General features: G+C 69.2%; 14 protein-coding genes. 8 read left to right on the top strand and 6 right to left on the bottom strand.

Annotated features, from left to right (window positions below; all coding sequences use genetic code 11):
* Positions 1-27: 27 nt before the first annotated feature.
* Entirely contained in the window at positions 28-1143 is a 1116-nt protein-coding gene (locus ACIRRA_RS29480) for a glycerate kinase (protein ID WP_402774690.1), read from the top strand.
* On the opposite strand, the gene ACIRRA_RS29475 is transcribed toward ACIRRA_RS29480, so the two are convergent.
* Complete coding sequence (locus tag ACIRRA_RS29475; RefSeq protein ID WP_379384231.1) at positions 1140-1496, bottom strand: winged helix-turn-helix transcriptional regulator; 357 nt, start codon at positions 1494-1496, stop codon at positions 1140-1142. The genes ACIRRA_RS29480 and ACIRRA_RS29475 overlap by 4 nt on opposite strands.
* A 138-nt stretch (positions 1497-1634) precedes the next feature.
* Between ACIRRA_RS29475 and ACIRRA_RS29470 the strand changes: the two genes are divergently transcribed.
* A complete protein-coding gene (locus ACIRRA_RS29470) occupies positions 1635-2516 on the top strand; it encodes an NAD(P)-dependent oxidoreductase (RefSeq protein ID WP_402774686.1) in 882 nt (293 codons plus the stop codon).
* Positions 2517-2795: 279 nt separating this feature from the next.
* Here the strand turns inward: ACIRRA_RS29470 and aroQ are convergent, their stop codons facing one another.
* Together aroQ and ACIRRA_RS29460 are read right to left on the bottom strand one after the other, a co-directional pair.
* The gene (gene aroQ, locus ACIRRA_RS29465) at positions 2796-3254 is read right to left on the bottom strand and encodes a type II 3-dehydroquinate dehydratase (RefSeq protein WP_402774683.1); all 459 of its coding nucleotides are present in this window, start codon (positions 3252-3254) and stop codon (positions 2796-2798) included.
* A gap of 12 nt (positions 3255-3266) precedes the next feature.
* Positions 3267-3872, bottom strand: a complete 606-nt coding sequence (locus tag ACIRRA_RS29460) for a hypothetical protein (protein WP_402774680.1) — start codon at positions 3870-3872, stop codon at positions 3267-3269.
* Between the two features lie 461 nt (positions 3873-4333).
* Between ACIRRA_RS29460 and ACIRRA_RS29455 the strand changes: the two genes are divergently transcribed.
* A complete protein-coding gene (locus ACIRRA_RS29455; protein WP_402774677.1) occupies positions 4334-5887 on the top strand; it encodes an NTF2-like N-terminal transpeptidase domain-containing protein in 1554 nt (517 codons plus the stop codon).
* A gap of 22 nt (positions 5888-5909) precedes the next feature.
* Here the strand turns inward: ACIRRA_RS29455 and ACIRRA_RS29450 are convergent, their stop codons facing one another.
* The 3 genes from ACIRRA_RS29450 to ACIRRA_RS29440 all read right to left on the bottom strand — a co-directional run bounded on the left by ACIRRA_RS29450 (position 5910) and on the right by ACIRRA_RS29440 (position 9040).
* On the bottom strand, positions 5910-6293 hold the full coding sequence (locus ACIRRA_RS29450) for a DUF3054 domain-containing protein (protein WP_402774675.1): 384 nt from the start codon (positions 6291-6293) through the stop codon (positions 5910-5912).
* A gap of 79 nt (positions 6294-6372) precedes the next feature.
* Positions 6373-7518, bottom strand: coding sequence for a YbhN family protein (locus ACIRRA_RS29445; RefSeq protein ID WP_402774672.1), 1146 nt, complete (start codon positions 7516-7518; stop codon positions 6373-6375).
* A gap of 4 nt (positions 7519-7522) precedes the next feature.
* Positions 7523-9040 (bottom strand): adenylate/guanylate cyclase domain-containing protein, encoded by a 1518-nt coding sequence (locus tag ACIRRA_RS29440; protein ID WP_402774880.1) that lies wholly within the window; start codon positions 9038-9040, stop codon positions 7523-7525.
* 173 nt (positions 9041-9213) lie between these two features.
* Here ACIRRA_RS29440 and ACIRRA_RS29435 point away from each other — a divergent pair, with 173 nt between their 5' ends.
* From ACIRRA_RS29435 to ACIRRA_RS29415, 5 genes are all read left to right on the top strand, one after another.
* Positions 9214-10410, top strand: a complete 1197-nt coding sequence (locus ACIRRA_RS29435) for an AI-2E family transporter (protein ID WP_402774877.1) — start codon at positions 9214-9216, stop codon at positions 10408-10410.
* Positions 10407-11597, top strand: a complete 1191-nt coding sequence (gene macS / locus ACIRRA_RS29430; protein ID WP_402774874.1) for a MacS family sensor histidine kinase — start codon at positions 10407-10409, stop codon at positions 11595-11597. Before ACIRRA_RS29435 ends, macS begins: the two co-directional genes overlap by 4 nt.
* A gap of 60 nt (positions 11598-11657) precedes the next feature.
* The gene (locus ACIRRA_RS29425) at positions 11658-12320 is read left to right on the top strand and encodes a response regulator (RefSeq protein ID WP_402774669.1); all 663 of its coding nucleotides are present in this window, start codon (positions 11658-11660) and stop codon (positions 12318-12320) included.
* A gap of 159 nt (positions 12321-12479) precedes the next feature.
* The gene (locus ACIRRA_RS29420) at positions 12480-13121 is read left to right on the top strand and encodes a DUF1707 domain-containing protein (protein ID WP_402774871.1); all 642 of its coding nucleotides are present in this window, start codon (positions 12480-12482) and stop codon (positions 13119-13121) included.
* 73 nt (positions 13122-13194) lie between these two features.
* Positions 13195-14010, top strand: coding sequence for an alpha/beta fold hydrolase (locus ACIRRA_RS29415; RefSeq protein ID WP_402774667.1), 816 nt, complete (start codon positions 13195-13197; stop codon positions 14008-14010).
* The last annotated feature ends 211 nt before the right edge of the window (positions 14011-14221 follow it).

The following is a 14221-nucleotide window of genomic DNA, read 5'->3' as shown; positions in this document are numbered from 1 at the left end:
TCCCACATCGGAGATCAAGATGTAGAGATGACGAACCCATCGCCGCGCCGGGTGCTGCTGGCCCCGGACAAGTTCAAGGGCTCACTGAGCGCCACGCAGGTGGCGGACGCGCTGGCCGGCGGGATCACCCGCGCCGCCCCCGGCGCCGCGGTACAGCGGACACCCATCGCCGACGGCGGGGACGGGACGGTCGACGCCTTCGTTGCGGCGGGTTGGGAGCGGGTGCGGGTCGAGAGCTACGGGCCGACGCTCGCGCCGGTGACCACCTCGTACGCGGTCCGCGGGCGGGTGGCCGTGGTGGAGCTGGCCGCGGTCAGCGGCCTCGCGAAACTCCCCGGCGGGCAGCCCGATCCACTGCACGCCAGCACCTACGGGGTGGGGGGCGTGATCGGGGACGCGCTCGATCGGGGAGCGCGCGACATCGTGCTCGGGCTGGGTGGGAGCGCCTCGACCGACGGCGGGGCGGGCCTGCTGCAGGCGCTCGGACTGCGCATCCTCGACGCCGACGGAAACGAATTGCCCTGCGGTGGAGCGGCACTCGCGCGTGCGGTGCGGGTGGATCGCGATGATCTGCACCCCGGGCTGGCCGATGCGACGGTCACGCTGGCCAGCGATGTGGACAATCCGCTGCTCGGCGCGGATGGCGCGGCCGCGATCTACGCGCCGCAGAAGGGCGCGGATCCCGGGCAGGTCGCCACTCTCGAAGCGGCGCTGAAGAATTGGGCTGCGGTGCTGGGTCCGGAATGGGTCGACAAACCGGGTGCGGGCGCGGCGGGCGGCACGGGCTTCGGGGCGCTGGCGGCGCTGGGCGCGCGGATGCGCTCGGGCATCGAGCTCGTCCTCGACCTGATCGATTTCCGGGCCCAGCTGGCGGACGCGGATCTGGTTGTCACCGGGGAAGGCTCGCTGGATACCCAGAGCCTGTCCGGCAAGGCCCCGATCGGGGTCTGCCGGGCGGCGCGGACGGCGGGCGTACCGGTGGTCGCCGTGGCGGGCCGGGTCCTACTCACCCCGGATCAGGTGCGGGAGGCCGGATTCGCCACCGCCTACGCGCTGTCCGAGCTGGAGCCCGATCCGGCCCGCAGCATGGCGAACGCCGCCGCCCTGCTGGAACGGATCGGGGAGCGGATCGCGGGGTCCTAGGTGGCCGGGGTGAGCGCGCGGCCGGGAATCCGATTCCGATTGCGGTCGCCCCACTCCTCCAGCGGCCGCAGCGCCGCGCTGAGTTCCCAGCCCAGCTCGGTGAGCGAATACTCCACGCGCGGAGGCACTTCCGGGTAGATCTCGCGGTGCACGATGCCACTGGCCTCCAGCTGCCGCAGGTTCTCCGCGAGCACCTTCTCGCTGACACCGGTCAGCAGCCGCCGGATCTGCCCGAACCGCTGCGGTCCCTCGGCCAGCACCCACATCAGGTGCATCTTCCATTTGCCGCCGACCGCCTCGATGGCCACGGACATGCCGCACACCTCGTGATCCGCGTCACCGCCGGTACTCATCGCGCCCTCCTGACCAGATTTCGAACCTTCGGGTAAGCAACCACACGCGCAGGTGCGGTCTTCCCGAGGCTACCGATCCCGGCCACCATCGATTCCGGCGCGCCAGTCCCGAACAGCCGAAATCGAAGGGGATACACCATGTCCGATCTGCGTCGATCCGTCACCGTCATCGGTCTGGGCCCGATGGGGCGGGCCATGGTCGCAGCGTTCCTGAAGGCCGGAGTCGAGGTCACGGTCTGGAACCGCAGTCCGGAGAAGGCCGACGCCATGGTCGAGCTCGGCGCCCGGCGGGCGGCCACGGTCGCCGAGGCGCTCGATGCCAATGCGGTGGCCGTGCTCAGCCTCACCCACTACGCCGCCATGTACGACGTGCTGGGTCCGGCTCCGGATCACCTGCGCGGCAAGGTGATCGCCAATCTCTCGTCGGATTCGCCCGAGCAGGCCCGAAAAGGTGCGGCGTGGTTGCGGCAGCACGGCGCCGAATTCCTTTCCGGCGGTGTGATGTCGGCGGGCGACAATATCGAACACCCGGCGTCCTACATTTTCTACAGCGGCCCGCGTGCGGTCTTCGACGCGCACGCCGAACTGCTGCGCCCGCTGAGCCCGCAGGAGTACCTGGGCTCGGATGACGGCCTGGCGCAGGTCTTCTACCAGGGCCTGCTCACCATCTTCCATCCCTGGCTGCTGGCCTTCGACCAGGCCACGGCCATGATCGCGCGCTCCGGGCACGACATCGCGCAGTTCGTGCCGTTCGCGGTGCGCTCCAGCGCCGCCTTCCCGTACTTCATGGAGCAGTTCTCGGTGGAGAACCAGAACGGCGGCTGGGCCGATGTGGCCGGACTTCGCATGATGGACGCGGGCGCGCAGCACATCATCGACGCCAGTGCGGAGGTCGGCGTGGACGCCGCCCTCTCGCACACGGCGCAGGCGTTCTGGCGCCGGGCCGTCGCCGCCAGCGCGGCGGCGGGCCGGGCGGTGTCGACTTTCGAACTCATGGGAGCGGGTTCCGAGAACGCCTGAGCCGCACGGGAATCAGGCGGTCTCCGAGCCGATGCGAGGGAAGGGCGTGGCGGAGAAGATGATCTCCACCGGCACCTCGAAATACTGCGCGGGCATATCTACTACATTTTGGGGTGGACAAGCTATTTCTCGTGCACGAAAACGGGCCCGGCTCCAAGCGAGCCGGGCCCTATGCGCGAGGCGACAACTGATTTCGTGAGATGCGGGTAACTCGCCGGGTACGTCCAGAATCGGTTCGGCTCCCAACCGCCGGCACGCGTGCCCAACGGTCAACGGCTCTCAGCCGGGCGCCGAAGTCTCGGGGAGGCGGATCAAGAATTCGATCGCGGCCGCGTAACCCTGGACGCCCATCCCCGCGATCACCGCGGTGGCGATGGGAGAGACGTAGGAGTGGTGCCGGAACTCCTCGCGGGCATGCACATTGCTGATGTGCACCTCCACGATCGGCACCTCCGGAATCACCAGCGCGTCGCGCAGCGCCACCGAGGTGTGGGTGAGCCCGCCCGGATTGATGACGATGCCCGCCTCCACCCCGCGCGCGGCGTGGATCCGGTCGATCAGCGCGCCTTCGTGATTGGACTGGAACGCCACGATCTCCCGGTCGAACCGCGCCGCGGTCTTGCGGCACAGTTCCACCACGTCGGCGAGGGTGTCGGACCCGTACACCTCGGGCTGGCGGGTGCCGAGCATGTTCAGGTTCGGGCCGTTGAGCACCAGGATCGGACCGGAAGCAGCCATGCGCCCACTGTATTAGAGGCCGCTCGGTCCCTCCGTGCGCAGGTCGTCGACTTTACGCATGGCCGTGCGTAATTCCGCGAGCCACTCCTCGGCGTGCTTGCCGGCCAGCTTGACCGTCCAGGCCAGCGCGTCGGAGCGGGAGCGGGCCACGCCGGCGTCGACGAGGGTGTCGAGCACCTTGCGCTCGGGCTGGCGCAACCGGGTCATGACCGGAACGGCCAGGTGGGTGAACATGATTCGCTCGCCGTCCACCAGCACGCCCCAGGCGACATTGCGGCCGTAGCGGACCTGGGCCTCCTGGGCGATCTGCATGCGGGCGGGGCGGGTGGTCTCCCGGAAGCGGGCGATGATGCCCTCGCGGGTGGCCTGCGGGACGGCGGCCGGTGCCGCGTCGCCGGCGGGAGCGTCGGCGTCCGGGGCGGGTTCGGCCGGGGGGAGGGGGAGTTCGCCGAGGACGACGATTTCGTCGCGATCGACTTCGAGGGTGGCGGGACCGGTGAACCAGTCGGCTGGCAATCTTCCGGCGAACCAGGCGGGGGCGTCCGAGGCGTCGGGAAGGTCGGCCTGCTGCCAGCCGCCGGTGCGCCCGAAACCGTGTCCACGATGTCCGTGTCTCATGTTGTTCACACTCACTTACTGCAAGGAGTTGTAATGCTGATTACAACGTTACGTCGTTTCAGCGTGAGTGGGTTCTGCTCTGGGAGAACGAGGTGCGGCGGCTTCGCCGAGGCGGGTGTGGAGCGCTGTCACCAGTGAGAACCGAACGGTCTGCCAAGTCTCGAATACGCCAGGGGCTGTAACCGACCGGTGATCATGTAAGTGGTCCCTGCTGACCGATTTCGGCACTATGGTGGTGCTCGATGCAAGTGCGCCTGGTGGGATGGTGAAGCCGCGGGCGTTCGCCGCGCGGTACCGTGGATCTGTTGCTGATGTGGCCAGAGTGAAGAGTGGGCGATATGGATGTGTGGGGATCCCGCCGCTTCCGGGTACGGGGTGCGATCGCACTCGCGGGTGTGGCAGCCGTCGCGATCGCGATGGGGTCATGTGGTTTTCGGGAGCGATCGACGGGTGCGGAGGCGGTGGTCGAACGGTTCACCACGCTGATCGACAAGAAGGACTATGACGGGGCGTCACGGCTGACTTCCTACCCGGCGGGTGCCTCGGCAACGCTCAAGCAAGTCTTCGAGGGGCTCGACCCGGGCAAGCCCGACTACCATGTGACCCAGTTCACCGGACTGAACGGTACGACCGGACTCTTCTCCATGACCGGCGCCTGGAACTTCGGCGACAAGCGGGACTGGAAATACGACCTGCAGGGCACCGTGCGCAAACTCAGTGTGGGCTGGCGCATCTCGTGGGATCCGGCCATGGTCATGCCGCAGCTGGACGCCAAGCGCAGCGCCAAGCTGGTGCGCACCTTCGCCACCCCCTCACCCCGGGTGAACGACATCGTCGGCCAGCCGCTCATGACCGAGCAGACCATCAATGTGGTCCAGCTGGACCCGGCCAAGATCACCGACCCGGTCGCCTCCACCAACGCGCTGGCCGCCGCCATCGCCCCGGTCGCGCCGCTCATCGACGGACCGTCGCTGATGCAGCAGCTCGCGGCCTCGCAGGGTAAACCCTTCGTCGCGGTCAACCTGCGCGACGGCGACTTCAATATCCTCGAGCCGCGCATGGCCCCGATCCCGGGTGTGGTGCTGCTGAAGCAGTCCAAACTCATCTCTGCGGACCGCCGGGTCTGGTCGCCCATGCTCGACGCGCTCACCAAGGTGTGGCAGGACGATCGCGACGCGCACTCCGGCTGGGGTGTGCAATTGTTCGAGCCCGACGGCAGTTTCGTCACCCAGTTGGCCGGCGAGCAGGGCCCGCCCGGACCCGATATTCCGGCGACCATGGATCAGCGCCTGCAGCGCGCCACCGAGGACGCCGTGGTGAGCACCGGCTCGCCCACCTCCATCGTGGCCATCCAGCCCTCCAGCGGGGCCCTGGTCGCGGTGGCGCAGAACAGTCAGGCCAGCGAGCGCGGCAATATCGCCTTCACCGGGCAGTACCCGGTCGGCGGCATGATCGAGCTGTTCAAGAACGTCGCCGCGGTGACCAAACACAAAGCGCCGCAGGATGTCTCGGTCGGTGACGCGGCGGACGCGGCCAGCCTGCTCGGCATCGGCATCGACTTCAAGGTGCCCGGCCTCGACGAGACCACCGGCCGGCTGCCCACCGGCAAGAACGCCGCCGAGAACGTGGGCCGCGGCAATGCCGCCGACTCGCTGCTGGCCAGCCCGTGGGGCATGGCCATCGCGGCGGCCGCCATCGCCAAGGGCCAGGTGCCCAAGCCGATGATCACCATCGGTCAGCCCGCCACCACCGAGGCCGACCTGGCCGCACTGCCCGGCGAGGCCACCGACCGGCTGCGCGGCATGCTGCGTGACGGGGTCGGCGCGCCGGAGATGGCCAGCCTCAACAGGTATCGCGATGTCCAGGCCTTCGGGGCCACCACCGGCAACAACGCCTGGCTCATCGCCACCATGGGAGATCTGGCCTTCGCCATCCACATCGACGATCCGGACAGCGGGGATCTCACCGCGCGGGTGGCGGCGCGCCTGCTGCAGTCGCTGGCCACGCCCGACTGACGAGAGTGCAGTACCTGCAACGTCAACGAGAGCGCAGCACCTGCACGGCGGCGCGCCAGCCGATCAGGAACAGGGCCAGGAAGGTCGCGGCCACCAGGAAGAAGCTGACGGCGAGGCCCTGATCGGATACGGCACGTAGCAGCATGCCGCCGACCAGGGTGCTCAGCCACACGATCACGCCGGTCGGCCACACCGCGCGGCCGTCGAAACGTCGTACCGCGCTCACGCCTTCCCGGCCCGCCGCCAGCGCCAGCGCGATCACCCAGCCCAGCAGCAACCCCGTACCGAACGGCCAGACGGTGCGCAGCAGCCCCGCGCCGATCGCTTCGTCGTGACTGCGCCGCCCGATCGCACAGAACACGACCACGAGGGCGACATCGACGACGAATGGCACGAGTTTCTTCACGCGGCACAGGGTATCGGGCGTCCCGGGAGCGCCTGTGCAGGGACACTCCACTCTGGCCGGTCACGCCGGACGGGATGGGTCAGGCCGACGCCGTGTCCGGATCGGCCGGCGGATTGGGCCGGCGCCGGTCGGTGACCAGCGAATTGCCGCGCTCCTCGAATTCCTTCTCGAGCTCGGCGTCATCGGCCTGCGGCTTGCGGTACAGGAAGAGGAAGACGATCCAGCCGACGATCGCAACCAGGATGAAGCTGATCAGTCGGTAGAGGAACGCCGCCGCCACGGCCTGCGCGGCCGGCAGCCCGGCCGCCGCGGTCAACGAGTAGATGAGGGTGGCGTCCACGTAGACGATGCCGCCCGGCGCCAAAGGAATGGTGCCCACGGCCTTTCCGGCCGCGAAGGCCAGCATGAGCCCGGCCCAGTGCGGATCCGCGCCCACCGCGTAGCAGGCGAAACCCAGGCAGGCCACATCGGCGAGCCGGTGCACGAGCGCCCACACCGCCACCCACGCGCCGTCCCGTTTGCCCAGATCCACCGACTCCAGCTGGGTCAGGATCTCGGCCACCTTCTCCATACCGGCGTCGGCAGGCTTGCGCCGAATCCGATTGACCAGGTGCAGGATTCGCTGCGCCAGCGCCTGCACCCCGCCGGGGTGGCGGGAGACGTAGTTGAAGGTCCAGATCAGCAGGGCGACGGTGCTCAGCGTCAGAATCACCTTGCCGGGGCCGACCCGGTCCCCGGACAGCACCGCGCCGAACAGGCCCAGCAGCGTCAGCCCGGCCGCCGCGATCACGCCCGACATCACCAGCTGCCATGACGCCACGATCGGGCTGGCGCCCCACCGCCGGGTCTGCCGGTAGGTGAAGGCGGCCGAGAACACCTGGCCCGCGGGCAGCGTCAGCGACATACCGGTGGAGCCGTACACCACCGACACCGATTTCCGCTGGCTCACCTCGACGCCGCCGGCGTGCAGCAGCTGTTTCTGGATGCGACCGAAGCCACTCATGGAAAACGCCGCCATGACGATGCAGGCGGCGACCCATCCCCAGTGGATTTCGGTGAGGTTCTTCCAGGATTCGTGCAGGCGCGGATATAGATATATGCCTTCGGAAATCAGCAACGCCGCCAGCGCGGCGCCGAGAACCCATTTGGCCCACCAGAACCTGCCACGGTGCGAGTCATCCGCGGGCGGCGCAGGATCGCCGGCCAGCTCACCATGGGCCGTCACGCCGTCAGCCTAACGAACTCGCCGCCGCCTCGTCTGCTTCAGCCGGGTCGGTGCTTTCCCTCGGCCAGGCCAACCGGGTTTTCCGGCGGCGCCCGCGCAGTTGCACCTCTTCGCCGGTCTGCCAATGCCGCTGCTCGTTCTCATCGGCGAAGAACAGTGCGCTCGACGAGGTCAGGACGCGTTCCGGGCGGTCCTTGGCGAGTTCGGTCAGCCGCGACGCCTCGTTCACCGGATCACCGATCACGGTGTATTCGAAACGATTTGCGCCGCCGATATTCCCGGCCACCGCCAGCCCCGCGGAGACACCGATTCCGATATCCAGCCCGGCCACCTCGCGCAGGGCTTCACGCAGCTCACGGGCCGCGGCGAGCGCCGCGGTCGGCGCGTCGGGGCGGTCCAGCGGAGCGCCGAAGATGGCCAGCGCGGCATCGCCCATGAATTTGTTGATGAGCCCGTGGTTGCGGTCGATGACATCCACCACCACGCGGAAGAACTCGTTGAGCAGACTGACCACTTCGGTCGGCGGGCGTTCCGCCGCGGTCGCGGTGGAACCGACCATATCCACGAACAACACCGCCACGAATCGGGTTTCACCACCGAGTTCCGTACCGTACTCGAGCGCCCGGCGCGCCACGTCCTCACCGACATGCTGACCGAACAATTCCTGCAGTTCCCGGCGTTTGGCGGCCTCACCCATCATTCGGTTGAAGCCAACCTGTAGCAGCCCGATTTCCGAACCGTCGAAAACTTCCACCCGGACATCCCGCGCACCCTCCTGCACGCGGTCGATGGCCTGGCTGAGCTGGCGAATCGGATCGGAAATGGAAGAGCCGGTGAGCATGGAAAGCGCCAGCGCCTGCATGATCACCACACCGCACAACAGCAGAATCGACACCGCCAGCGACTGCGCGGAAAACTGGACGCGAGAAGAAATCTGGGTGACGCACAGCAGCACGATGGCAATCGTCGGCGCGAAGGTGCCCATGCCCCAGGTCATCGCCATCCGGGTGCCGACGCCCGCGGTCAGGGTGTGGTCGAACGCCCCCGTGGTCAGCGCCTCGGCCGCGACCGGCCGCAGGATCCGCTCGCCCAGCATGTAGGTGAAGCCGAAAACGATGGTGGCGGCCATACATTCGGTGACGATCACCGCCGCGGCCAGCTCCGGGGTGCGCACGATGATGACCGAGGCCAGCACGCCACCGCCGATCAGCCACAGCACAAGATGCACGATGGCCTGCCGCAGCGGGGCGTGCAGCGCCGCCATCTGCTCCTGCCGCGACGGCGGCCCGCCGCGCATCTGCCACCGCATGACCGGCCGCAGCATGAGCGCCGACGCGGTCACGCTCAGGAACCCGCCGATCACGAAGACCAGGCCCGGGATCAGCAGCCCGGTCTGCCGGGTCGCACTGGTCCCGCCCTCCGGAACCGGCAGCCCGTATTGAATGAAGGCCCACACCAGGACAGCGCCGAAGGCGTTGGCCGCCAGCATCGAAGCCAAGTACAGCGGCCAGCGGGTATGCATGGTCTGTTTGACCGCTTCCAAGGGCGCTGACACGATCACCAATCTAGCGTTTAGATCGCCGGTACATGCCCGCGGAGGTTTCGGCCGTTAGGCTCGGCCTCGTGAGCGAGGTGCAGGCAGGGTCCAGCAGATCCGGCGAGTCCGGCGGGGTACGTCGGCGCGACACGGAGGCCGTGCACCCCATCGTGCGGCAGACCGCCGAGTGGTGCTGGCGGCTGCTGATCATCTTCGCGGCGGTGCTCGCGGTGGCCTACCTGGCGCGGCGGCTCTCGACGGTCACCATTCCGATTTCCATCGCGCTGCTGGGTGCGGCCCTGATGGCGCCGCTGGTCAATTGGATGCAGCGGTTCGGGGTGCCGCGGGCGATCGGGGTGTTCGTGGCGCTGGTGGGGGCGCTCGGTCTGCTCGCCGGAATCATGACCTTCGTCGTCGAGCAGTTCGTCTCGGGTGTGCCGCAGCTGTCGGACGAGTTCAAGACCTCCGTGCACCAGGTGCAGGACTGGCTGATCAACGGTCCGCTGCATCTGAGCAACGACCAGATCCGCAATGCGGGCGACACCATCGTCAAAACCGTCGAGTCGAACAAGGACGCGCTGACCAACGGGGCGCTCACCACCGCCACGGTCATCGGTGAATTCTTCACCGGCACGTTCCTGACCCTGTTCATCCTCATCTTCTTCCTCTATGGCGGCGACCAGATCTGGGAGTTCGTGACCCGCATCGTCCCGACCCGGCACCGGGCCAAGGTGCGTCAGGCCGGGCGACTGGGCTTCGGCACGCTGACCGGCTTCGTCCGGGCCACCGTCATGGTGGCGGCGGTGGACGCCATCGGTATCGGCGCGGGCCTGGCCATTCTCAATGTGCCGCTGGCGCTTCCGCTGGCCTCGCTGGTCTTCATCGGCGCGTTCATCCCGATCGTGGGTTCGTTCATCGCCGGTTCGGTGGCGGTCTTCATCGCGCTCATGACCAAGGGCATCGTCACCGCGCTCATCGTGCTGGGCATCACGGTGGCGGTCATGCAGCTGGAAGGCCATGTGCTGCAACCGCTGCTGATGGGGCGCGCGGTCCGTATCCATCCGCTGGCCGTGGTGCTCGCCATCGCGGCGGGCGTGGTGCTGGCGGGTCTGGCGGGCGGTCTGCTCGCGGTGCCCTTCGTGGCGGTGCTCAACACCGCCCTGCGCTCGCTGCTGGCCGATTCGCCCGACGAGCTCTACCAGGACCTGCACACCGGCGACCCGAGCAAACCCATGTTCAGTGCCGAACCCGACACCCCCGACCCGGACCGCTACAAGGTGCCGGTACCCGTGGCCGAGGACGACCACCAGACGCACCCGAAGCCCGCGGGCGGCAGTGGGGACGCCGGGGACTGACGGTGACGCGGGGGACCGAGGAGCCCGATCCGGTCTGGGCGGCCACCGCGCCGCTGTGGCGGGCGGTGCAGGCGTTCCGGCTGGTCACCCTGCTGTACGCGGTGGGCCAGCAGATCGCCTCGGTGTCGTACTACGGCAATCAGCGGCTGAGCTGGGCGCTGATCGCCGTGATGGCGGTGTGGTCGGGGATCTCGGCGGTGCTGTTGTCGCAGTGGCGGATCCGGCACGAGCCCCGGGTGCGCAGGGCCGTGGTGGTCGGCGACCATGTGGTGGTCATCGCCCTGATCTTCGCTACCCGGCTGGTCGCGCCGTACGACTGGTATCACCACCATCAGACCCTGCCCACCACGCTCTGGGCCGCCAATGCCGTTGTCTCCGCGGCGATTCTGTGGGGACCGTTCGGCGGTGTCTGCTCGGGTCTGCTCATCTCCGCCGCCGTCATCACCGCGCGGGCGCAATGGGACTTCGACGTGTGGCGCGATGCGACGCTGCCCGTTCTGATCTCGGTGGGTCTCGCGCTGGGCCTGGCCTCCGATACCGCCCACCGCGCACACGCGCAGTTGCAGCGCGCCGTCCGGCTCACCGCCGCAGCCCGGGAACGCGAACGCCTGGCCCGCGAGGTGCACGACGGAGTCCTGCAGGTACTCAGTTATATCAAGCGCCGGGGCAATGAAATCGGCGGCCTGACAGCCGAACTGGCGCAGCGCGCGGGCGAGCAGGAGGTGGCGCTGCGGGTGCTCATCTCCGAACAGGGCGATCGCACCGACGCCGGGGGCGCGGAGGAGGATCTGCGGCCGCTGCTCACCGCCCAGGCCACCCCGTCCGTCTTGGTGTCCACCCCGGGCCATCCGGTGCGGCTGGGCCACCGGTCGGCCCGCGAGGTCGCCGCCGCCGTGGCCGCGGCCCTCGCCAATGTGGTCCAGCACGCCGGTCCGGGCGCGAAAGCGTATGTGCTGCTGGAGGATATCGGCGACGAGCTCGTCGTGAGCGTGCGCGACGACGGCCCCGGCATTCCGCCGGGCCGGCTCGCCGAGGCCGAAGGGCAAGGGCGCATGGGTGTTTCGCGTTCCATCGTCGGACGCATCGCCGCCCTGGGCGGCACGGCGCAGCTGCTGTTCGAGCCGGCGCCCGCGGACGGTGAGGGCGCGGAATGGGAGTTCCGCGTGCCTCTGGAGCCGCGGCACTGAGGGCCCTCGATCGGTGACACCGAGCACCCTCGAACGGCCACAATGGGATCGGAGGTGGACATGACCGACTCGGATGCCGGAATCACGGTGATGGTGGTGGACGACCACCCCATCTGGCGGGACGGGGTCGCCCGCGACCTGGCCGAGGCCGGATTCGACGTGGTCGCCACCGCCGACGGCGTGCGCGCCGCCGGGGCCCGTGCGAGCGCCGTGCAACCGGCGGTCGTGCTCATGGACATGCAGCTCCCCGACGGCAACGGCGCCGACGCCACCGCCGAGGTGCTGCGGGTCTCCCCGCGCACCCGGGTTCTCGTGCTGTCGGCCTCCGCCGAACGCGACGACGTGCTCGACGCCATCAAGGCCGGCGCCACCGGTTACCTGGTCAAGAGCGCCTCGGCCACCGAACTGCTGGACGCCGTCCGCGCCACCGCGGCGGGACAGGCCGTTTTCACCCCGGGTCTGGCCGGTCTGGTGCTGGGTGAGTTCCGCCGGATCGCCAGCACTCCCGCCGAACGCGACGAGCCACACCGCCCCGCCCTCACCGACCGCGAGACCGAGGTGCTGCGCATGGTGGCGAAGGGCTTGTCCGCCAAGCAGATCGCCACCCGGCTCGGGCTCAGTCACCGCACCGTGGAGAACCACGTGCAGTCCACGCTGCGCAAGCTGCAGCTCGGCAATCGCGTCGAGCTGACCCGCTACGCCATCGAGCAGGGCCTCGAGTAGATCGTTGGGAAGGGATTCGAGTAATCGGATCGCCAACAGGGCCTCGAGTAGGGGGCGGTTTCAGGGATTGCCCTGATGCGGTGGCGGCCCCGCGCTGGTTAGCCTCGAAGCATGGGAGGTCCTGAAGCGGTTTCCGCGATCGTGACCGGCAACGCCGTGATCGGCGACCGGGATCTACGGGTATCTGATGTCGAACGCGAACATGTCGGCCGGCTGCTGCAGCGCGCGGTCGGGCTGGGCATGCTGTCGCTGGGGGAATTCACCGAGCGCATGGACACCGCGCTCGCGGCCAAGACCCGCGGCGAACTCAATGCGGTGCTGATCGATCTGCCGGGCGTCCGGCTGGTCGGGCAGCCCGCCAGCGCCGGGCAGCACTTCGTGCAGCCGCCGCCCCGGTACGCGACCGCGCACCGGATGCCACCGGCCGCGCCCTCCAATGTGATTCGCGGACGGCTGTCGAGCGTGGAGCGTAAGGGCGCCTGGCACGTGCCGCCGGCGCTGGCGATCCACAGCATGCTGGGCAGCGTGCGCCTGGACTTCACCCAGGCCGTCATGTCCACCCAGGTGGTGGAGATCCACGTGAACGACACCTGCAGTTCGATCGAGTTGATCGTGCCGGCCGAGGCCACCGTGGACCTCAGCGGCATCGACCTGATCGGCTCCAGCGCCAACACCAAGGTGCGCACCGGCCCGCCCATCGGGCCGCTGCACCTGGTCGTGCACGGCACGCTGCGGTTCAGCTCCGTCACCGCCAAGCACCCGTTCGGCACCAACTGGAAGCGGCTCCTCAACGGGGCGTGACCGTCGGCCCGAGGCCCCGGCGTCGCGGAATCGGGCGCGGCGGCAGGCGGATCCGGGCGGTAGGGTCACGCACATGGTGGATGGCGTCCCGGCCCCGGAGGCAGTGCATCGATCCGGCAGCGGCGAGCCGCTGCTCCTGCTGCACGGTGTCCTGCTCACCTGGCAGTCCTGGGGAGCGGTGCTCGACGAGTTGTCCGCCGGTCATGCCGTGCTCGCCCCCACCCTCCCGGGCCACTGGGGCGGACCCGAGGCCGGCCGGCCCGCCACCGTGTCCGCCCTGGCCGACCACTGCGAACGCCTGCTCGACGAATCCGGTTGGGACACCGCACATATCGCGGGCAATTCGCTGGGCGGCTGGATCGCGCTGGAACTCGCCGCCCGCGGCCGCGCCCGATCCTGCACCGCCATCGCCCCCGCGGGCCTGTGGCGCACGCCTGCCGCCGCCGACTCGCTGCTGCGCAAGTTCCGGGCCTTCGGCCCGCTCATCGGCCTGGGGCCCGACCGCCAGCCGAGCATGCCCTCGCTGCTGCGCAGCCTGCTGCTCCCGCTGCTCGCCGATCGTCCCGCCATGGTGCCGAATCCGCTGGCCAAGGCCATGACCGCGGCCATCACCGAATGCGCCATCGCCGACGACCTGGCCGAAGATCCGGATCTCCCAACGGGTTTCACCCGGCTGAGCGAACTGGACGTGCCGACCACCATCCTGCTGCCCGAGCGTGACCGCGTGCTCCCGCCCCACGTCTACGCCCCGCTGACCTCCACATCCGCCGTCGAGGTGCGTCCCCTGCCCGGCCTGGGCCACGTACCCATGCTCGAGGCCCCGGACCTGATCACCGCCGAGATCCGCGCCACCATCGCCCGCGCCGGGGCCCCCGCCCGCCGCGCCTGACCCGGAGCCGGGGCCGCTCGCATCGATCCGGGTGGCCCGCATCGAATCGGGCGGTAATGGCCCGCCGCGCGGGTGTTTCTACTCATGTGAGCAGCGGGTGTCCTGCTGCTCGTGGTGGGGACCCGCTGCGCACGGGCGTTCGGCGATATGGACTCCGGCGCGCGCTCCGCACAGCGCGGAAAGGTCCGTGTAGAGCGCGAAACACGAAGGC

This window comes from Nocardia sp. NPDC101769, assembly GCF_044766925.1.
In the GTDB taxonomy this organism is placed as follows: Bacteria; Actinomycetota; Actinomycetes; order Mycobacteriales; family Mycobacteriaceae; genus Nocardia.
Note: the sequence above shows the minus strand (reverse complement) of the source record. Positions and strands in the feature narration are given on the sequence as shown.

What these genes read in the sequence shown, in the direction of transcription:
- ACIRRA_RS29440 (WP_402774880.1), bottom strand. Translation starts at nt 9,040, where the DNA reads ATGCATACCCGCTGGCCGCTGTACTTGGCTTCGATGCTGGCGGCCAAC.
- aroQ (WP_402774683.1), bottom strand. Translation starts at nt 3,254, where the DNA reads ATGGCTGCTTCCGGTCCGATCCTGGTGCTCAACGGCCCGAACCTGAAC.
- ACIRRA_RS29415 (WP_402774667.1), top strand. Translation starts at nt 13,195, where the DNA reads ATGGTGGATGGCGTCCCGGCCCCGGAGGCAGTGCATCGATCCGGCAGC.
- ACIRRA_RS29480 (WP_402774690.1), top strand. Translation starts at nt 28, where the DNA reads ATGACGAACCCATCGCCGCGCCGGGTGCTGCTGGCCCCGGACAAGTTC.
- ACIRRA_RS29475 (WP_379384231.1), bottom strand. Translation starts at nt 1,496, where the DNA reads ATGAGTACCGGCGGTGACGCGGATCACGAGGTGTGCGGCATGTCCGTG.
- ACIRRA_RS29470 (WP_402774686.1), top strand. Translation starts at nt 1,635, where the DNA reads ATGTCCGATCTGCGTCGATCCGTCACCGTCATCGGTCTGGGCCCGATG.
- ACIRRA_RS29425 (WP_402774669.1), top strand. Translation starts at nt 11,658, where the DNA reads ATGACCGACTCGGATGCCGGAATCACGGTGATGGTGGTGGACGACCAC.
- ACIRRA_RS29460 (WP_402774680.1), bottom strand. Translation starts at nt 3,872, where the DNA reads ATGAGACACGGACATCGTGGACACGGTTTCGGGCGCACCGGCGGCTGG.